General features: G+C 49.4%; 16 protein-coding genes. 9 read left to right on the top strand and 7 right to left on the bottom strand.

What is annotated here, in order from left to right; all coding sequences use genetic code 11:
* Positions 1 to 4: 4 nt before the first annotated feature.
* From ACO6VG_RS08225 to ACO6VG_RS08215, 3 genes are all read right to left on the bottom strand, one after another.
* Entirely contained in the window at positions 5 to 1591 is a 1587-nt protein-coding gene (locus tag ACO6VG_RS08225; RefSeq protein WP_422136484.1) for a hypothetical protein, read from the bottom strand.
* Positions 1592 to 1829: 238 nt separating this feature from the next.
* Positions 1830 to 3308 (bottom strand): dihydrolipoyl dehydrogenase family protein, encoded by a 1479-nt coding sequence (locus ACO6VG_RS08220; RefSeq protein ID WP_422473449.1) that lies wholly within the window; start codon positions 3306 to 3308, stop codon positions 1830 to 1832.
* A 2-nt stretch (positions 3309 to 3310) separates the two neighbouring features.
* A complete protein-coding gene (locus ACO6VG_RS08215) occupies positions 3311 to 3997 on the bottom strand; it encodes a TVP38/TMEM64 family protein (protein WP_422473446.1) in 687 nt (228 codons plus the stop codon).
* A gap of 208 nt (positions 3998 to 4205) precedes the next feature.
* Between ACO6VG_RS08215 and hemB the strand changes: the two genes are divergently transcribed.
* Together hemB and ppk1 are read left to right on the top strand one after the other, a co-directional pair.
* The gene (hemB, locus tag ACO6VG_RS08210) at positions 4206 to 5204 is read left to right on the top strand and encodes a porphobilinogen synthase (RefSeq protein ID WP_422136481.1); all 999 of its coding nucleotides are present in this window, start codon (positions 4206 to 4208) and stop codon (positions 5202 to 5204) included.
* Positions 5205 to 5325: 121 nt separating this feature from the next.
* Complete coding sequence (gene ppk1, locus ACO6VG_RS08205; RefSeq protein ID WP_422136480.1) at positions 5326 to 7500, top strand: polyphosphate kinase 1; 2175 nt, start codon at positions 5326 to 5328, stop codon at positions 7498 to 7500.
* A gap of 76 nt (positions 7501 to 7576) precedes the next feature.
* On the opposite strand, the gene ACO6VG_RS08200 is transcribed toward ppk1, so the two are convergent.
* Positions 7577 to 8377 (bottom strand): carbon-nitrogen hydrolase family protein, encoded by an 801-nt coding sequence (locus ACO6VG_RS08200; protein ID WP_422139636.1) that lies wholly within the window; start codon positions 8375 to 8377, stop codon positions 7577 to 7579.
* A 365-nt stretch (positions 8378 to 8742) separates the two neighbouring features.
* Between ACO6VG_RS08200 and ACO6VG_RS08195 the strand changes: the two genes are divergently transcribed.
* Together ACO6VG_RS08195 and ACO6VG_RS08190 are read left to right on the top strand one after the other, a co-directional pair.
* Positions 8743 to 9516 carry an NRDE family protein gene (locus ACO6VG_RS08195; protein ID WP_422136478.1) on the top strand — a complete coding sequence of 258 codons (774 nt, stop codon included), beginning with the start codon at positions 8743 to 8745 and terminating at the stop codon, positions 9514 to 9516.
* Positions 9517 to 9721: 205 nt separating this feature from the next.
* On the top strand, positions 9722 to 10153 hold the full coding sequence (locus ACO6VG_RS08190) for a hypothetical protein (RefSeq protein ID WP_422136477.1): 432 nt from the start codon (positions 9722 to 9724) through the stop codon (positions 10151 to 10153).
* Between the two features lie 85 nt (positions 10154 to 10238).
* On the opposite strand, the gene ptsP is transcribed toward ACO6VG_RS08190, so the two are convergent.
* Both ptsP and rppH read right to left on the bottom strand, forming a co-directional pair.
* Complete coding sequence (ptsP, locus tag ACO6VG_RS08185; RefSeq protein ID WP_422139634.1) at positions 10239 to 12512, bottom strand: phosphoenolpyruvate--protein phosphotransferase; 2274 nt, start codon at positions 12510 to 12512, stop codon at positions 10239 to 10241.
* A gap of 220 nt (positions 12513 to 12732) precedes the next feature.
* On the bottom strand, positions 12733 to 13233 hold the full coding sequence (rppH, locus tag ACO6VG_RS08180) for an RNA pyrophosphohydrolase (RefSeq protein ID WP_422136475.1): 501 nt from the start codon (positions 13231 to 13233) through the stop codon (positions 12733 to 12735).
* 260 nt (positions 13234 to 13493) lie between these two features.
* On the opposite strand from rppH, the gene ACO6VG_RS08175 reads away from it, so the two are divergent.
* From ACO6VG_RS08175 to ACO6VG_RS08165, 3 genes are all read left to right on the top strand, one after another.
* Positions 13494 to 14150, top strand: coding sequence for an HAD family hydrolase (locus ACO6VG_RS08175; protein WP_422139633.1), 657 nt, complete (start codon positions 13494 to 13496; stop codon positions 14148 to 14150).
* Positions 14151 to 14296: 146 nt separating this feature from the next.
* A complete protein-coding gene (locus ACO6VG_RS08170) occupies positions 14297 to 15055 on the top strand; it encodes a tryptophan 2,3-dioxygenase family protein (RefSeq protein ID WP_422473442.1) in 759 nt (252 codons plus the stop codon).
* Positions 15045 to 16166, top strand: coding sequence for an aminotransferase class V-fold PLP-dependent enzyme (locus tag ACO6VG_RS08165; protein ID WP_422139631.1), 1122 nt, complete (start codon positions 15045 to 15047; stop codon positions 16164 to 16166). Before ACO6VG_RS08170 ends, ACO6VG_RS08165 begins: the two co-directional genes overlap by 11 nt.
* Here ACO6VG_RS08165 and ACO6VG_RS08160 read toward each other — a convergent pair whose 3' ends face one another.
* Entirely contained in the window at positions 16167 to 17360 is a 1194-nt protein-coding gene (locus ACO6VG_RS08160) for a class I SAM-dependent rRNA methyltransferase (protein WP_422473440.1), read from the bottom strand. It abuts the gene before it with no gap.
* Between the two features lie 333 nt (positions 17361 to 17693).
* Here ACO6VG_RS08160 and ACO6VG_RS08155 point away from each other — a divergent pair, with 333 nt between their 5' ends.
* Together ACO6VG_RS08155 and ACO6VG_RS08150 are read left to right on the top strand one after the other, a co-directional pair.
* The gene (locus ACO6VG_RS08155) at positions 17694 to 18014 is read left to right on the top strand and encodes a hypothetical protein (RefSeq protein ID WP_422136470.1); all 321 of its coding nucleotides are present in this window, start codon (positions 17694 to 17696) and stop codon (positions 18012 to 18014) included.
* A gap of 100 nt (positions 18015 to 18114) precedes the next feature.
* The gene (locus tag ACO6VG_RS08150) at positions 18115 to 18927 is read left to right on the top strand and encodes a phytanoyl-CoA dioxygenase family protein (protein WP_422139629.1); all 813 of its coding nucleotides are present in this window, start codon (positions 18115 to 18117) and stop codon (positions 18925 to 18927) included.
* The last annotated feature ends 67 nt before the right edge of the window (positions 18928 to 18994 follow it).

The raw sequence follows: 18994 nt of genomic DNA, 5'->3' as shown, positions 1-18994 counted from the left end.
GCTGTTATTTCCTCGCTGCTTCTTTATCAATTCTTTCCAGGTCTTTTTTCATTGACACAGGATATTGCTGCTGGATTTCATCCATACTATCGCCAAACATAATATGTTCAATAAACTCCCTATTAAAGAGCTTGAATTTTTCGGGATCTTTCATGGCTCCCAACAGGCAAGCGCTGAGATTGGACCTGAGCCTGACTTTTTCACCAAAAACCAGTCCTGAAGCCAAAATATCGGCCAACACCTGTCGATAATCACTGGGGTTGCGCAGGTTATCCATGGACTTCTCCAATGCCTGGATACTCATTGCTTTGTGAGGCGTTATACCTTTGAGAAAAGCTCTCATCTGGGTTCCGGAAGGCTTCAAAGGAGGTTGTTCTGACGACTTGAAACTGACCTTGTCGGACAGTGTTCTGGTAATCGCTGGCTTCTGCTCTCCAATTATTGGCTCTGCAACTTTTGATGCTTCATGTTTCTTTAGCGGCTCTTCTCGACTTTGCGTTTTCTCAGGCGGTCCGGTTTTCTTCCGGGAAGCCTGTTTTTCTGCTTTCTTCTGTTGCCTGAGACTTCTATCGATTTCTCTTTGCTCTTGCTTCTTTGCTTTTTCGGATTCTCGCGCTGACTTCACTTTTTCTTTTAACAAGGCCACTTCGAGCTGCAACTGTTTTGCTTCAGCCCTGGCGTCCGAAATGTGTTGCTTGATCAAGGTTTTTACGGCCTCTGCATCAATGCCATGCTTAACCTGCTTTTCATCGGCTTTGGCCAGTAACTTCTCGCCATGGACCGTCAGAGCGTTCGCTTTCTTCTGAGCCCTTTGCAAAGACTTGAGCGCTTCTCCCAATCTTTTGCTGGACTGATCTTTGGCTGCTATCACCTTACTGCGAATTTTAGGTACCGACTTCCCCAGGGATAGTAACTCTTTTTGCAATCTTTCAAGCGCCTGACGCGCTTTCTTACCAGCCTTTGCAGCCTTCTTTTGCTCTGCTTTCAGATCCTTCTGTGCCCGCTCCAGATCCTTCACTTCGTGCTTTCGTGTACTCACCAACTGGTCAGACTCCCGGGCTGCGTAAAATGCCTCACTTTCAGCCCCGGTCATTCTCTTACCGCCCAGTCCTAATTCCAGCAAGTTCTCCTCCAGTACTCCCTGTCTGGCCAGACTGTGAGCCTCGGACTTAAGTTTCCTGGCTTCTTTCAATGATTCATTGGCCTCTTTCAGAGCCGCTGTCAGGGCATCTTTGCTGCTTCTGTCGACTTTGGGTCTTGCTTTCGAGCCTTCCCAAGAAATTTTTTCCCGAACATTACTGACTTTGGATAAAAGTTGCTCTTCGCGGGAAGGTCCTGAAGGCAATTTCTTCTTCACATCATCGGGCGAAGCCGCCTGAATATCGAATTCTGACAGGCTTTTGCCAGACAGTCCGGAAGGCTCAAGGCTGCCATTATTCAGACTGACACTCAGATCAACCCCGATGATAGAGTCACGACTAAGACGAGCAGGATTTTCAGCTTCTTGCCGGATGAGAGGCGCTGAGTCCGTTCCTGAAGTTTTGGGGAGGGTTGGGGATATCCCTGCCTGTGAAATGCTGGATTGAGACATCGGGTTCCTGATCATTTTGTAAACAGGCCTCGGAGAAGAGACCCTTTATTTTTAATCTAGCAGCCTGTCGGAATTGAGCGTCCGTAGCGAGGATTGCGAGAAATTGAGGATAAAAATTTCTGATTCCGAGGAGAATAGCGAGCTATTTGACGAGGGAGCAGGAATTTTTAGACCAATTTATCGCAACCGCAGTAGGACAGTCTTAAATCCGACAGGCTGCTAGCAGCCAGGATCTGAGTCAGCGTCTCATCCAGTCATGATACTTCTTGACCCACTTCAACAAACCTTCCGGCGCATGGGCCCGTTTCCACTCACCTGCAGCAAACTTGTTGGATTCGCTGAGCGTAGGGTAAATGTGAATAGTGCCAAGAATCTTGTTCATTCCCAGACCGTGTTTCATGGCGGTGATGTATTCGGTGATCAGTTCACCGGCATGGTAACCCACGATAGTGCACCCCAGAATCTTGTCACTGCCCGGCCTGGTAAGAACCTTGATAAACCCTCTGGCTTCCTCATCGGCAATAGCCCTGTCCAGATCATCAATACCGTAGCGGGTGATTTCGTAGGGAACTCCCTGTTCTTTGGCTTCCGTTTCATTAAGGCCTACTCTGGCCACTTCCGGATCAGTAAACGTACACCAGGGCATGACCGAGTAATCCACTTTGAACTTCCTGAAGCGTCCGAAGAGTGCGTTCACAGAGGCATACCAGGCCTGGTGCGCTGCTGCATGTGTGAATTGATAAGGTCCCGCCACATCACCGCAGGCGTAGATATTCGGGAATCGTGTCTGCAAATATTCGTTCACAGCAATGGTTCCACGCTCTGTGGTTTCTAGCCCGAGCGCTTCCAGCCCCAGGCTGCCGGTGTTGGCTTTGCGACCTGTGGCAAACAGGACAGCATCGAAATCAATGTCAACGGTTTGGCCTTCATGCTCAGCTACCAGCCATTGTTTATCACCGTCTTTGTGAAAGGATCGGGTTCCGTGCTTCAGCTTAAGATCAACCCCGTCTTTGCGAAACTGGGACATCACCTCCAAAGAAACATCCGGATCTTCCCGGTGCAGCAGGCGGGGACCATGATCGAGCAGAGTCACATTGACACCCAGTCGGGTAAAAGCCTGAGTCAATTCACAACCGATCGGTCCGCCGCCGACGACCAGCAGCTTTTGTGGTTTTTCACGAATATCCCAGAGAGTATCTGATGTGTAATGGGTAATCTGATCAACACCGGGCAAAGGCGGCACAAAGGGTCTGCCGCCACTGGCGATAATAATATTTCGGCTGGAAATCCGCTGACCGTCCACCTCAATTTCCCAGGGACTGACCAGCCTGGCTTCACCCGTAACGCAGTTTACGCCCAGACCGGTATAACGTTCGACCGAATCATGGGGCTCAACCTGCTTAATGACCGATTGCACTCGTTCCATTACAGCGGTGAAATTGACATCAGCCTGCACATTCTCCAGGCCAAATTCGTCGGCTCGCTTCATGTAATGGGCCATCTTGGCAGATCGAATCAAAGCCTTGCTGGGAACACAGCCGGTATTAAGACAATCGCCACCCATTCTATGCTTTTCAATCAAAGTGACTCTGGCTTTCACGGCCGCTGCAATGTAGCTGCTTACCAGTCCGGCAGAACCCGCTCCTATCACAGTCAGGTTATTATCGAACCTGCGGGGTTTTCTGAAGCCCTTGTAAACACCGGAATGACCCAACATGCTTACTCCTCCTTATTTTCTTCACTGATTGAAGGCTTTTTGATCAGGCTGATAGCTTTACGTGCCAGCCATGGGAAAATCCCCAATAATACAAAGGAACCAATAAGCCCCGGTGTTAAAATACCACTGACGGATAATTCCTGAACCTGTCCCAGCTGAGCACCGGCATTCACATACACAGCCGTTCCCGGCAGCATGCCAAGCTGACTGATCCAGTAAAACGTTCTGGCTTTCATGGGCGTCAGCCCCATAACCAGGTTAATCACAAAGAAAGGAACTGCAGGAATCAATCTCAAGGTCAGAAGATAAAACAGACCGTCTTTCTCAATACCCTTATTAATGGTTGCCAGATATTGGCCAAACTTACCCTGGACCCATTCCCGCAACAGCGTTCTGGAAATGAGGAAAGCCAGGGTGGCCCCTATCGTGCTGGCAAAAGAGATCACTATCAGGCCCGTCGTAAACCCGAAAATAGCACCACCAACCAGAGTAAGAATAACAGCGCCCGGAAGCGAAAGCGCCGTTACAGCCACATAAATGGCAAAGAATACGGCAATGGTAAGTGCAGGATTATCGCTGTAAAGCGACTGAAAATAATCACGAGTCAGATATTGTTGTGCATCCAGTGCAAAAAATGCAGTAATGGCTGCCATAACAGCCACCAGTAGAATGATTTTACTTTTATTCATACAAGGAATCTTCCTGCGGAACGGTTGCAACATCCTGTCGGGAAAGCGCATAACGCATCTTTTTCGTATAATGCCTGTCAGACTATACGTTAGCTACACCCATAAGGTTTCACACGTCATGAACCGGACATTTCGCTCTATCCCCTCATAACGAACAGGGTTGACGAGCGAAACAAATACTTTTAACCACCCTCTTCAGAGTGTAATTATGATCCAGCGACCCTTCCCGGCAAGCCGTCCCAGACGCATGCGTTTTGACGATTTTTCCCGCCGTCTGATGAGAGAAAACCGCCTCACTGCGGATGATCTGATCTACCCGGTATTCATTCTTGAAGGCTCTCGTCACCGGGAAGCTATTCCTTCAATGCCGGGCATAGAACGAATGACGGTCGATGAGCTGATTCGTGAAGGTGAAGAGCTTCTGGAGCTGGGTATTCCGGCCATTGCCCTGTTTCCAGTCACACCGGCTGAGAAAAAGTCTGATGATGCCGCCGAAGCCTGGAATCCGGAAGGCCTGGTTCAGCGGGCCGTTCGTGAGTTAAAACAAAAACTGCCGGAGCTGGGCATTATTACTGATGTGGCCCTGGACCCATTCACCAGTCATGGACTGGACGGTCTGATTGATGAATCAGGTTATGTCGTAAACGACCCAACCGTTGATGTCCTGGTTAAACAAGCTCTGTCTCATGCCGAAGCAGGAGCTGATATTGTCGCACCCTCCGACATGATGGATGGCCGAATTTCTGCCATTCGCACCCGACTCGAAGAGACCGGTCACCTGAACACCCGGATTCTCGCCTACTCTGCCAAATACGCATCCAGCTACTACGGCCCATTTCGCGATGCTGTCGGCTCTGCGGGCAATCTGGGCAAAAGCAACAAGCATAACTTCCAGATGGATGTAGCCAATATTGATGAAGCTCTGCATGAGATCGCAGCTGACCTCAATGAAGGAGCCGACATGATTATGGTTAAACCCGGTATGCCTTATCTGGATGTTGTCAGAAGAGCCAAGGATGAATTCAAGGCACCCACCTTTGTTTACCAGGTCAGTGGCGAGTACGCCATGCATCAGGCGGCCATTGCCAACGGCTGGCTGGACCGAAATGCCATCATGATGGAGTCTCTGCTCTGTTTCAAACGAGCCGGAGCCGATGCCATTCTGACCTACTATGCCAGAGAAGCGGCTCGCCTGATCAGGCAATAACGCCTTAGCACTCAACTCAGTCATCAAAACGTCGTACAATTACGTTATAACAAGAGCCCATTGTCAGTCCGGCTTATACATGTATTCGTATACTGCCACTACCGATGCTGTAAGAGGTCCCATGGATAATTCAAAAGACCGGGAACTCCCTGAACCCGGAGTCAGCACAAAAGAGAGCCAGGAGCCTGTTGCTCCAACGCCTCGTATTACAGACCTTAGCAACCCGGACTACTACATCAACAGGGAGCTGAGCCATTTACAGTTCAACCGCCGTGTGCTTGAGCAGGCGATGAACGACGACCACCCCCTGATTGAACGTCTGCGGTTTCTGTTGATTTATAGCTCAAACATGGATGAGTTTTTTGAAATCCGAGTTGCCGGCCTGATGCAGCAGGTAGAATTTGCCCGTGAACAAGTGGGTTTGGATGGCCTGGGTCCTCAGGCGGTGCTGAAAGAGATCAGCCATCAGGCCAAGCAAAATGTTCAGCTTCAATACGAAATCCTGAACGACAAACTGCTGCCTCGTCTGGCCAGGCAAGGCATTCGATTTATTCGGCGTCATCAGCTGAACGACAAACAGAAAGCCTGGATCAAGCGCTTCTTCTATAACGAAGTCATGCCCATCATCAGTCCCATTGGACTGGATCCGGCTCACCCCTTCCCGAGACTGGCCAACAAACTGCTCTGTTTTATTGTGGCAATGGAAGGCAAAGACGCATTTGGCCGTGAAACGGGTATGGCTGTTATTCCTGCGCCAAGATCGTTACCTCGGGTCGTTGAACTGCCCGATGACGTCTGTGACAAGGGCGGTAGAAATTATGTCTTTCTGTCATCTATCATCCACTTGCATATGCAGGACCTGTTCCCGGGTATGACCATCAAAGGGTGTTACCAGTTCCGATTGACCCGAAACAGTGATCTGGACCTTGAAGACGAAGTAGAAGATCTGGCCAAGGCCCTGCAGGGTGAGTTGCTCTCCCGCCGCTACGGAGAGGCAGTGCGCCTTGAAGTGGTCGATAACTGCCCAGAGCCACTGGTTGACTTCCTGCTGAAAGAATTTGGCCTGACGGAGGATGAGCTCTACCGGGTCAATGGTCCGGTGAACCTGATCCGAATGATGTCGGTATGCAACGAGGCATCACCCGAGTTTGAGCACATGACCTTCCCCAGCTTTACACCCAGTTACCCCAAGGCGTTGCAAGCCCGAAGCTCACGGTCTGTTAATATGCTGGATGCCATTCGCAAGTCCGATATTCTGCTGCATCATCCCTTCGAGTCCTTCACTCCGGTTGTAGATATGCTGCGCCAGGCGGCTACTGATCCTAATGTTCTGGCAATACGTCAGACGTTATATCGTACCGGAGCTCGCTCCGAGATGGTCGATGCTCTTGTGGAAGCGGCCAGGAAAGGTAAAGAAGTCACGGTTATCGTGGAAATCCGGGCACGTTTTGACGAAGAAGAAAATCTGGCACTGGCAAGAAGACTTCAGGAAGCCGGAGCGGTTGTCGTGTATGGAGTGGTTGCCTACAAAACCCACGCCAAACTGATTCTGATTGTTCGTCGGGAAGGAAAAAAGATTCAGCGTTACGCACACCTGGGTACCGGAAACTATCACGCGGGTAACGCACGACTCTATACCGACTATAGCTTGCTGACCTGCGACAAGGATATCACCAACGATGTGCGCAAAATCTTTCAACAGCTGACGGGGATGGGTAAAGCGGTGCGCGTGCGTAAGCTTTTCCATGCGCCCTTCACACTCAAGAAAAGCCTGATCGAACTGATCAATCAGGAAGCCGTTAATGCCAGAGAAGGTAAACCGGCTCGTGTGATCATCAAGGTAAACTCACTGACTGAAAGCCATTTGATAAAGGCTCTTTTCCGGGCTTCACAGGCCGGTGTCGAGATTCACCTGATCATTCGGGGTATTTGCTGCCTGAGGCCCGGTATTGCCGGATTGTCAGAAAATATTCAGGTGCGCTCTATTGTCGGCCGTTTTCTTGAACACACCCGGGTTTTCTACTTTGAGAACGATGGGAAATTCAGAGTCTACTGCTCCAGTGCTGATGGTATGGTTCGTAATCTGGATATGCGTGTTGAGACCTGCTTTCCCATTGAAGAGCCGAAGCTGGCTGCACGAGTGAAGAAAGAGCTGGAACTGTATCTGTCAGATAATACCCTTAGCTGGCAACTACAAAGTGATGGTCAGTATCTGCAGAACAAGCCATCACGGGGCCATCGTCGCAGGAATGCCCAGAGAAGGTTGCTGGAAACACTTGCAAACTACACTCACTGATTTGCAGAGAGGGATTCAGGACAAAGTTGATTTTTTGCCTGAATCCATCGACCGCACAATTACAGGAACAGTTCTTTCAGAGTACGCGATGTTCAAAGCAAGGCATTTGCTTTCTGATCTCCTGCAGTGCTTTTATGTTCAGCTCGGTGGTCAGTACACAGGGAGTGTTATCGGCCTCTGCAAGCACTTCACCCCAGGGCGAAACAATCATGCTGTGTCCCCAGGTTTCTCTCTTGTTGGGATGAGTCCCGCCCTGGTTAGCCGCCAGAACATAGCAATGGTTCTCGATAGCGCGGGCTCTTAATAACGGCTCCCAGTGGGCCTGACCAGTCACCCTGGTAAATGCGGAAGGTACAGTAATGATTTCTGACTCCCTGACTCTCAGTTCTCGATAGAGCTCTGGAAAACGAACGTCATAGCAGATGGTCAGGCCTGTTCTGGCAAATTCCATATCCACTACATTCAGATCATTCCCCGGCGAATAGTCATCGGATTCCCTGTAACGGCGAGTGCCGTCCGATATATCGGCATTAAAGAGATGGATCTTGTCGTAGCGGGTGACTTCATTACCCTTGGGGTCATAAACAAAGCAGGACGCCCTGCTGTTCTCTCCTTCATTGACGACACAGGGTATAGACCCCCCTACCAGCCAGGCCCCGAATTGTCGGGCAATGCGGGACATCCAGTTTCTGACCACGCTGGTATTGTTGCCCAGAGCGGGAATATCCCCCCCCAACTGAGCAAAACATTCAGGCAGCACAATTATGTCAGCTGAAGACTCCATGCTTGAAAAAAGATCTTCTGCCTGCTTAAGATTGGCTTGAACATCAGGTCCGGAACACATCTGGACCACAGCAGCGGTTACCGCTTTACTCATAGGCTTTCCCCTCTGCCATAGGTTAACCTCTCCAGTTTAATAGATCTGATAATACCAATCGAACTTTCTAACTCGCTATTGCGCTGAAGATTTGAGCCTTAATCCTGCGTTGGCGATCGTCGCCATAGCCAAGGCGCAAATCTCCATGCTCATCACGGGAGTTAGAGAGCACAATTGGTATTAGACCCGTCTCTCAAGAAGCCGATTTACACCAGCATTCAGATCAGATTGAGCAAAGTTTACTTTAGATAATGTTGTTACTTGTTAACCGAATCTCGTTTATTGTTATCGTCAGACAACATCCCGACTCGCAGCGGTTTGTTGAATTTCAGCAATGTTTATAAAAAAAGAGATGATCTCAATCTATGTGTCTGATTACCCTGCACTGGCAACCAGAGGCTCAGTACCCGCTGATTCTGGCTGCCAACCGCGATGAGTTCTATGAGCGGCCAGCAAGAACCATTCACTTCTGGGAAGACAATCCGGAGATTTTTGGTGGCCGGGATTTAGAAGCTGGAGGCAGCTGGCTGGCCCTGAGTCGCAAAGGCAGAATGGCCGCAGTCACCAACTATCGGGAATCGCCTGTTTACCCGGGAACCCTGTCCCGTGGTCACCTGGTAAGTGATTTTTTAAATAGTGATCTGTCACCCAAAGAATTCCTGAACCAGATTCATCTTAAAGCGGATCATTACTCCGGCTTTAACCTGTTGGTCGGTGATTCCAGCGGTCTTTACTACTACTCCAATCGTATGGGTCGTGTTGTTTCACTGAAGCCTGGCTTCCATGCCCTTAGCAATCACCTCTTGAACAGCCCCTGGCCCAAGCTGGAGAAAGTCAGGCAGGGACTGGCGCTGCATGTCAAGCATCATCAGAAACCCGAACCTGAAGGCTTGATTTTTATGATGCACGACAGTTCAAAAGCGCCCGATGACCAACTTCCCGATACCGGTGTAAGCCAGGAGCAGGAAAAGTTTCTATCCAGCTGCTTTATGGCCAGTGAACATTATGGAACCCGAAACACCAGTGTCCTGATTCTCGACAAACAGGGTTCTCTCAGCTGGACCGAGCAAATCTATCTGCCCTACGGAGAAACTGGAAAAAAACTCCGGTTCTCAATGTCATTTCCAGTGTCATGGTAGCCAGCCACCTGATTGGTCGACCTAAAAAAAGACCACAAAGCAGCCAAAAGCAGCTAACTTTCATAGCATGTAGTTTGTCTCTATTCCTATTGGAAGGTCTGAAACATCGCTTTCAGCATCTTCCGAAAAGTGCACGTTTTCGCAGTCAATACGAAGTCACTGAACCCCGCACTAGAAATACGGGGTATCCTGTTGAGGTAAAACGATGAGATCACAAGCTCTGATCCGACTTTATCAGTCCCTGCTGGCCGCGCTGGTGCTGTTGTTCTCCATGACCCTGCAAGCCGCTGGAGGTTGGCAGCAAATTGGCGAAAAGCATATAATCCCTTCTCAAGACACGGCAACCATCAAAATATCTTCTGCAGACGAAGATACTTCCTACAAAACCATCAAATTTCATATCACTCAGGGCAGCTTGAAGATTCGTTCTGCCAAGGTGCATATGAGTGACGGACAAGTGATTGACCTGAGTGTCCAGAAGTTAGTGCTGCCAGGACTGGAAACACGCGGATTCCCGATTCCTGACCATGGCCGCTCTATTAAAAAAATTGTACTTTATATTCAGGCTCCCCTCGATCACTCATCCAATGTGGTGGTCTATGGAATCAAAGCTGACACTTCCGAGAAGAAATCCTAGCTCTGATACAAAGTTTCTGTCGTGTTATCCTTTTCAAAGCTCAGGATCTTCTGTCAGCGACTCAGACCATGGAAGGTCTGCACTACTAGCTGGAGAAGCGCTTGCTTTTGATACCCATGACTTTACCAAGTCCCTCACGACAAAGAGCCAACTCCAGCGAACTCCTGATCAAATGAGAATTGTCCAGCATCATCACGTCATCAAGAATCTCTCTGGCTCTTTCCAGAGTGATTTTCCTGAGCGCCCATTTCACCTTGAGCAAGTTGGTGGCACTCATGGAAAGCATGTCAAACCCCATGGCCATAAGAAGAACAGAAGCGACTGGATCACCGGCCATTTCACCACAAATACCGACGGTTCGGCCTTCTTTATGACAATCTTCGACCACTTTTCGAAGCGCCTGCAAAACAGCCGGATGGAAAGAGTGATATAAGTCAGCCACCCTGGGATTATTTCGATCCACTGCCAGAAGATATTGCGTGAGATCATTGGAACCGATCGACATGAAGTCTACACTCTGCGCCAGTTCACGGACCTGATAGACCGCAGCAGGAACCTCAATCATAACTCCGACGGGAGGCATCACAACCGATAAACCTTCAGCTGACACTTCGCCATGCGCTCTGTGGATAAGATGCAGTGCATCTTCTACTTCATAAACACTGGTCACCATTGGCAACATGATTCGAAGATTATCCAGTCCAACACTGGCTTTAAGCATCGCCCGGATTTGAACCAGAAATATTTCCGGATGATCCAGGGTTACACGGATACCTCGCCACCCCAGGAAGGGGTTGTCTTCCTGAATGGGAAAGTAAGACAGAGCCTTGTCCCCGCCCACATCCAGCGTACGCATGGTGACTGGTCTGGGGGCAAAGGCTTCAAGCTGCTGACGATAAATTTTTTCCTGCTCTGCTTCACTGGGGAATCGTTCCTTGAGCATAAAAGGAACTTCGGTACGATAAAGACCGACACCTTCTGCTCCACGATCCAGTGAACGAACCGTGTCAGTCATAAGACCGGTATTAACCCACAGTGGTAAACGGTGATTGTCCGGGGTAACACAGGGCAGGTCACTGATTGCTTCAAGCCCTTCGCTGAATTCTTTTTCTTCTTCGACAACGGCCTGATAGTGTTCCAGCAGTTCTCTGGAAGGCGAGGCATAAACCAGCCCAAGGTTGCCATCGACAATCAGTTGCTTGCTGGACATCTTGTGATAGGGCAGATCGACTGCCCCCATTACGGTAGGAATGCCCAGAGCCCTGGCCAGAATGGCCGCGTGGGAATTGCTCGAACCCTGAATAGAGACAAGGCCCACCAGCTTCTCCTGGGGAACATCTGCCAGCATACTGGCCGTCAGTTCTTCACTAATCAGTATGGTTTGATCGGGGTAGGTTATGCATTCATGATCGTGTTGCTGGATACTGGCAAGAACCCGACGACCCAAGTCTTTTACATCAACCGCACGCTCACGCATGTAGGGATCGTCCATCATTTCAAAAGTACGTACGTGCTCGTCTATTACCTGCCTGAGCGCTCCCGGTGCCCAGTTACCCTGCTTCACCCGGTTCCTGATTTCCAACCCCAGAGCATTGTCGTCCAGCATCCGAAGATAGACATCAAATAATGCTTGCTCTTCTGCCGGCAGATGGCCAGAAAGTTTTTCGGCTGTGGCCTTCATTTCCGAACGAACCGACTCCAGAGCCAGATCCAGAGAGTCCAGTTCTCTTTTGATGTCGTGACAGGTACGATCAGGAACGGCCCCCAAATCCGCCACCGGAGAAGCGACAACGGCTTCACCAATGGAAACACCGCTCGCGCCAGGCGTCCCCTGAAAGCGAGCTGTCTTGCGGGTATTGACCGTAACATGCAGGGAACCTGTGGCCTCAGCATGGGCAATGACACCTGCAAGCTGGGCAGACATGGTGACCAGAAAAGCCTCTTCATGCTCATCAAACCGGCGTTGTTCTTTTTGTTGAACCACCAGCACACCCAGAATCATCCGATGATGAATGATGGGAACCCCAAGAAAAGCATGAAACTTTTCTTCACCGGTTTCTTTAATGTAACGATATTTAGGATGAGAGGAAGCTGCTTTCAGATTAATGGGCTCTTCTCTGAGACCGACCTGACCGATAAGACCTTCAGACTGGAATAAACGAGCGACACCGACAGCCTTTTTATTGAGGCCCTCTGTCGCCATAAGCGTATAGGTAGCCTGTTCAGCATCGTAGAGATAGACTGAGCAGACTTCGGTATTCATCGCATCCCGAACCCGCCGCACGATAATATTTAGCGCAGCCTGCAAATCCGAGGCGGCACTGACTTCCTGTACAATCGTACGCAGGGTGTTCAGCATGGTGACTTAGTCCAGTCTGCTTATCTGTCTCCTGTGTCTGCTATCTAAAAATAACAGACGCCCGTCTCTGTTGTTTACCATGAAATGGTTTCTGTGTGATGACTGTCAGAAACAGGCTTTCATCACGCAAGTGCAAGGATAGCACCTCAGTGAATATTATCTGTGCCTTTCAGGCTGATGTCAGCATTGGCAACAGTCTCAGTGTCAAAAGTCATGACAATTACACATTGTTAGCTTGATTAGCTTGCAGGCGTCCTATTCGGGGAACCAGCTCGCGCAAAGCACGGCGATAGACCTCCCTTTTAAATGAAACGACCTGCCCCAGGGGATACCAGTAGCTGACCCATCGCCAGCCATCAAACTCCGGTGATCCCGTATGATCCACACTAACCCGGTCATCACTGCTTAGCAGCTCCAGCAAAAACCATTTCTGTTTCTGCCCAATGCAAAGCGGATGCTGATCCCTTCGAACCAGTCTTCTGGGCAGGCGATAACGCAGCCAGCCACGAGTGCACGCCAGAACGTTTACGTCGTCCGGCTGAAGCCCAATTTCTTCATACAGCTCGCGATACATGGCATCTTCGGGGGTTTCATCATCGTTTATGCCCCCCTGGGGAAACTGCCATGCTTCCTGTCTGATTCGCCTGGCCCACAGGACCTGTCCGTGATGATTAGCGAGGATTATGCCCACATTGGGCCTGAATCCATCTGTGTCAATCACGTAAGCGACTACCTTAAACTATCTATTGCTTTGCATTGTTTCATAAACCGCTGCACAACGGCAATCAAGATCTTTGCAATCAGGATGCCACTTTTGATAATTAATCAATTATTACTCTTCAAAACTGTGACAAGAGTATTAACATGAGAAACAATTTCTCGCCGTTTTCGCTTTCCTAAGAAATCATGAACAGCCTCTCAGAAGATTTTCATAGTACAATCAGCAAACATTTATAGCAGCGCAGTCTGGCAGGAGGATTTGTGGCTCTGGCAATCTTTGATCTTGATAACACCCTGATAGCCGGTGACAGTGACTATCTCTGGGGACAATTCATGTCCCATGAAGGCATGGTGGATGCAGCCAGCTTTCATGATGGCAATGAATATTTCTATCGTCAGTATGAAGCGGGTACGTTGGTACTTAGCGAATACCTCGACTTTTGCCTTGAACCACTGACCCGTTACACTCTGGACGAACTTAAAGTCCGACATGACCAGTTCATGGAACAGACCATTCGCCCCATCATGCTGGAAAAAGCTGCGAACCTCCTGAAAAAACACCGCCAACAGGGTGATCACCTGATGATCATAACCGCCACCAGCCGATTTGTTACCGAGCCCATTGCCAAAGCCTTTGATGTCGATACGCTACTGGCCATTGAGCTTGAGATTAAAGATAACCGCTATACAGGCAAAGTGGTCGGCACACCGACTTTTCAGGAGGGAAAGGTGATCCGCCTTAAGCAATGGTTGCAGGAAAATCCGGCATATTCTCTGGAAGGCAGTTACTTCTACAGTGATTCAAAAAATGACCTGCCCTTGCTGGGTCAGGTAGATCACCCGTTCGCGGTTGATCCTGACCCTGAATTGACCACAGTTGCTCATGAGAAAGGATGGCCCGTCATCAGCCTCAGATAAATCTATTTTACTCTTTAAGAACCGTCCGTTTCTGTGCTTTATTTATGAGGTACCAGCGAATTCTCTATTCATTGCTGGTACCTCCATTGCAGCAGATTGGCCTTACCCGGACCTCTGCTCACAATCATCAAAAAAGCGGAGAAACAATGGACAGATCCCACTTCTACGCATTAATGGAAGGTGAAGGTAAGCTGGACTACGAAGTCTATCTCAATACCTCACAGATTCTGAAAGCCCAGAAGCCCATGGCTGATCTTTGTAATAAAGATGAACTGATGTTTCAGGTCGTTCACCAGATCGAGGAACTCTGGATGAAACTGATCGGTTACACACTTCTGGACATCGATGATTACATTCAAGAAACCAATACTCACCGAGTTATCAGCCTGTTCCAGAGAGTACAGCAAACACTTACCCTGATGACCAGCCAGCTGCGTCTGCTGGAAAGCATGTCGCCAAAAGAATATCAGGAAATCCGGTTGCAACTGGGTAATGGCAGCGGGCAGGAATCCCCCGGATTCAGAACCTTGCTGAAAATGCCCCCCTTCCTCTGGGAGAGTTATCAAAAGCATTACCTCGACCAGAAAGGGCTGACGGTAGAAAAGATCTATAACTCACAATACAGTCACTGCGAGGCCTATGTTGTGGCAGAAGCCCTCACCGAATTTGATGAACAGTTTCAGGCTTTCCGTATTCATCATCTCAAGCTGATCTACAGAACCATTGGCATAGGTGCAAAATCCTTAAAAGGCCGCTCTGTTGAACTTCTGCAAAAAGGCATTCAACAGCGTTTTTTTCCCGAACTCTGGGATATCCGTGGCGCAATGACCGATGCCTGGGGCGGAGAATACGGCGTAAAAAGAGACGCCCTGGGCAACACCAAAAATGCCGCTCATGACAACTGATATTCAAGCGCGTTTCCATCGGCCCGAACGAAGCGTCTATCTTCTGAATCACTCGGTTGGCTGTCTGCCCGCTTCCGCCAGTGATGCCTTTCAGAGTCATTTTCTGGAACTCTGGAAACAACAGGGCAGTCACGCATGGGGACAATGGCTCGAAAACCTGACCCGATTCAATGCTGCTCTGGCCAATCTGCTTAACGCTAAAACCCAACAGTTCTGCCCGCAGACCAACCTGTCCAGTGCACTGACCAAAATAGTGGGTTCGCTGCCACCGGCTGCTGCTGGCCAGCATATTTTGATGTCAGAACGAGACTTTCCTTCCATGGGGTTTGTGATCCAGACCCTGTGTAAACGTTTTGGACTGAAGCCCCGCTTCATACCTCACGAAACGAACCTTACAGACCTGAACTGCTGGGATGACATGCTGTCCGACGATGTCTGGCTGGCTTTTATCACTCACGTTCAGTCCAATGACAGTCTGCGCTTGCCCGTAGCTGACATCACAGGACTGACCAAAAAGAAGTCGATAATTTCTATCGTGGATATCGCCCAGTCAGCCGGAGTTGTCCCCATTGACCTTAATACCTGGCAAGCCGATTTCGTCATTGGTTCCAGTGTTAAATGGTTGTGTGGCGGTCCCGGCAGCGGCTATCTCTGGGCCAGTGATGACATCATCGAATGCTGTCAGCCCATGGATGTCGGCTGGTTCTCTCATCAGAACCCCATGGCGTTTGATATTCATCACTTTGACTATGCGGCTGACGCAGGGCGTTTTATGGGAGGAACCCCTTCCATTATGCCTTTTACCGTCTCCGCAGAGAGTATCCGGACTCTGGATCGTATCGGTACGGAAAATATTTTTCAGCATAACCAGAAGCTGATTAATCATATTATCGCTCAAATTAATCAGGGAGAGATTCGTTCTCCAATGCAGGAAAACCGTCGAGGAGGCACTCTGGCCATCTCATTCAAGGATAACCAGAAAGCGATGCAAGCCATGGATCATGCTGGCATATTCTGCGATCAAAGATCCGAAGGTCTGCGTTTTTCACCTCATATTTATAATACGGAAGAAGACGCAGACCAACTGGTTCAGGTTATTAACCGGCTCTGATCAGGCCCGGGTCACTCGAGCAATAATGGCCTTGATGTATTCTGTCTCCGGTATGGCAGGCAGAACGGGATGATCGGGGCCCTGATGACCCTGCTCGATAATTTGCAAATTACGGTCAATATGGCGGCTGCCCGCTCTCAGGGCATCGAACAGTGAATCTTTCTGAAGATGCATGGAGCAGGAACAGGACACCAGAATGCCATCCTTTTCCAGCAACCTCATGGCCAGCTCATTAATCCGGCGATAGGCCTGTTCACCCGCTTTGATGTCCTTGCGTTTCTTGATAAAGGCCGGTGGATCAACAATCACGACATCGAACTTTTCACCCTCATCCCTGAGAGCTTTCAGGGCTGTGAAAGCGTCCCCCTGGATAGACTCAACACGATCGCCAAGGCCGTTAAGCCCGGCATTTTCATGGACCAGCTCTACCGCCTGCTCAGAAGCATCAACACAGGTCACCTGACTCGCACCAAAGGCCGCGCATTGAACGCCCCAGCCACCGACATAACTGAAAACATCCAGTACTTTCTTACCGCTGACGTAGTGACGCAGACGTTCGCGGTTCAGGCGATGATCGTAGAACCAGCCCGTTTTCTGGCCTTTGATGACCGGCGCCCTGAAGGTTACACCGTTCTCTTCCAGCTCCACTTTTTCCGGCACTTCGCCATAAGCCACTTCTACGTACTCAGGCAGCTTTTCCAGCTGGCGACCAGTCCCGTCATTTTTCAGAAGAATACCTGAAGGCTTGAGCACCTTGACCAGAGCATCAACAATGTCATCCTTGACCGTTTCCATACCGGCAGTGGACATCTGAGCAACAACAATATCGCCAAAACGATCAACCACCAGTCCCGGCAAACCATCGCTGTCGCCAAAGACCAGACGGTAGAAAGGTTTGTCGAATACTCTCTCCCTGAGACTCAAGGCTACCTGAATACGATGCACCAGCAGTGAACGATCCAGGACATATTTGCTGTCCCGACTGACCAGCCGGGCACAGATCAGACTATTCGGGTTGATATAACCTGTCCCCAGAGGTTTACCTTCAGCACTTTCGATATTGATCAATTCCCCTGTTTTGAAATCTCTCAGGGGAGAAGTCCGGGTATCGACTTCGTTGCTGTAGATCCAGAGGTGGCCAGCTTTCAATCGACGATCAGCCCGATTCTTCAGGCGGAGAGTTTTTAACGTCATGGAGTTACTACCAGAGCGGCAAGGAGGAAACAGGAAAAGAGCCATTATAAGGGTTCAGGGCGCTTCGGTCATGCCGGGATGTTTATCACTCTGTGCTGACCCTTATCAGTGATTGACCTACCAGTGCTTTTCGACACCTGAAAAAAAGAGGCTCTCGTTAAGTGTTTTTCTCTGAAAAAGCACTAAAAAGCTAACCAACATTCTGGTAAGTCGCAAAAAATCGACAGACATACGAATTGGTTACAAGATAATCCGTCTTTACTCTGCAAGTTATTAACTTGCCTGGAGCCTGACGGGTCATAATTCCGGCGGACTCCTGTAGGAGTAATGACTATGAGAGCGCGTCTTCAAGAGAGTCTGGCTGAAATGCTTCTGGGATTTAATGACCTGGAAGATCTTGAGCAGATTATGTCTCTGGTAGAATCTGCCAATAAAGGGTCAGCCTCCGGTGCCAATCACTTTGTCGAGAATGCCGGCCAGGCTATTCAGCCACACGATTTGAAAAACTTCCTTCGTCTCTATCCGATGGCGCAGGCCATGGTGGCCATGGTTCGCCATTATGAACTCAACAAAGAAACCGATACCCTCAAGATCGTTCTCGAATCCCTGCTGGAAGGTTTGGAAGAAAGAGAAGCCGACGAAACAATCCACTGAAAAGAGTCTCAAAGGCTGCTTATTCAGCTCAGGGCTGTTTATTCAGTTCAGGACTGTTTATTCTGAAAGAACACCTGAACTGAATCAGTGAGGCATAAGCATGTTGACTCTGTCAAAGGAAAACAGGCGCCAACTCAACGAGAACGGATACACAGTCATTCCTGATGCCATCCCCCTGCCCCTCTGTGATGACGCAATTGATTTAATCACACAGTTTCTTGAAATTGACCTCGGCGAGCCGGAAAGCTGGTACAAAAAAGACCTGGGTTACAACGGACTTGTTCCCGTTCACCAGCACCAGAGCCTCTGGAATATAAGACAACATCCCAATATTCACACACTCTTCTCTCAGTTCCTCGGCACTGAAAAACTCTGGGTTCGAATGGATAGACTGTCTTTCAAGCCTCCCTCTCTTGACCCCGAAGCAGATCAGCTAAAACGTCATATCCATCTCGACTTTCCGGCTGAAAAACTGACATCGTTGCGCTTGCAGGGCATTCTCTATCTGACCGACACCAAAAAAGACCAGGGGGCATTCTGCTGTGTACCCAGCCTTTTCAAAAAAGATGAGGTTCTTAAGCACCGTGAAAGTCTCTGGTTCTCTGAAGAGGAACTCAGTCAATATCCGATAGAACCTATAGAAGGCGAGGCCGGTTCACTGGTTATCTGGGACTCAGGACTCCCCCATTCTGGCATGCTGAATGTTTCGGACAGACCCAGACTGGCCGTCTACATCTCAATGTTTCCGGTAGGCCTGGAAGAAACGGCTGAAGAACGCATACAACTCTGGCAGGAAAAAAGAGCACCAGAAAAGTGGCGGGGCCTAAACTATCAACAAGATCCGGAACCGGGAGAGCCCGCCCGGCTCACTGAGCTGGGTAAAAAACTGTTGGGGCTGGAGGAATATAACTGACACCCTCTGAACGACCCGGCTTTCAGGTGGCTAAACATAAACGCAACGTCCAGGCTTCCTATTCACT

This window comes from Endozoicomonas sp. ALB032, from assembly GCF_049310125.1.
Classification (GTDB): Bacteria; Pseudomonadota; Gammaproteobacteria; order Pseudomonadales; family Endozoicomonadaceae; genus Endozoicomonas_A.
This window is presented reverse-complemented; position numbering and strand designations above follow the sequence as displayed.

Excerpts from the sequence above, each read along its gene's own strand:
- ACO6VG_RS08150 (WP_422139629.1), top strand. The coding sequence starts at position 18,115 with ATGTTGACTCTGTCAAAGGAAAACAGGCGCCAACTCAACGAGAACGGA.
- hemB (WP_422136481.1), top strand. The coding sequence starts at position 4,206 with ATGATCCAGCGACCCTTCCCGGCAAGCCGTCCCAGACGCATGCGTTTT.
- ACO6VG_RS08165 (WP_422139631.1), top strand. The coding sequence starts at position 15,045 with ATGACAACTGATATTCAAGCGCGTTTCCATCGGCCCGAACGAAGCGTC.
- ACO6VG_RS08170 (WP_422473442.1), top strand. The coding sequence starts at position 14,297 with ATGGACAGATCCCACTTCTACGCATTAATGGAAGGTGAAGGTAAGCTG.
- ACO6VG_RS08155 (WP_422136470.1), top strand. The coding sequence starts at position 17,694 with ATGAGAGCGCGTCTTCAAGAGAGTCTGGCTGAAATGCTTCTGGGATTT.
- ACO6VG_RS08200 (WP_422139636.1), bottom strand. The coding sequence starts at position 8,377 with ATGAGTAAAGCGGTAACCGCTGCTGTGGTCCAGATGTGTTCCGGACCT.
- ACO6VG_RS08215 (WP_422473446.1), bottom strand. The coding sequence starts at position 3,997 with ATGAATAAAAGTAAAATCATTCTACTGGTGGCTGTTATGGCAGCCATT.
- ptsP (WP_422139634.1), bottom strand. The coding sequence starts at position 12,512 with ATGCTGAACACCCTGCGTACGATTGTACAGGAAGTCAGTGCCGCCTCG.
- ACO6VG_RS08160 (WP_422473440.1), bottom strand. The coding sequence starts at position 17,360 with ATGACGTTAAAAACTCTCCGCCTGAAGAATCGGGCTGATCGTCGATTG.
- ppk1 (WP_422136480.1), top strand. The coding sequence starts at position 5,326 with ATGGATAATTCAAAAGACCGGGAACTCCCTGAACCCGGAGTCAGCACA.
- ACO6VG_RS08225 (WP_422136484.1), bottom strand. The coding sequence starts at position 1,591 with ATGTCTCAATCCAGCATTTCACAGGCAGGGATATCCCCAACCCTCCCC.
- ACO6VG_RS08190 (WP_422136477.1), top strand. The coding sequence starts at position 9,722 with ATGAGATCACAAGCTCTGATCCGACTTTATCAGTCCCTGCTGGCCGCG.
- ACO6VG_RS08195 (WP_422136478.1), top strand. The coding sequence starts at position 8,743 with ATGTGTCTGATTACCCTGCACTGGCAACCAGAGGCTCAGTACCCGCTG.
- ACO6VG_RS08220 (WP_422473449.1), bottom strand. The coding sequence starts at position 3,308 with ATGTTGGGTCATTCCGGTGTTTACAAGGGCTTCAGAAAACCCCGCAGG.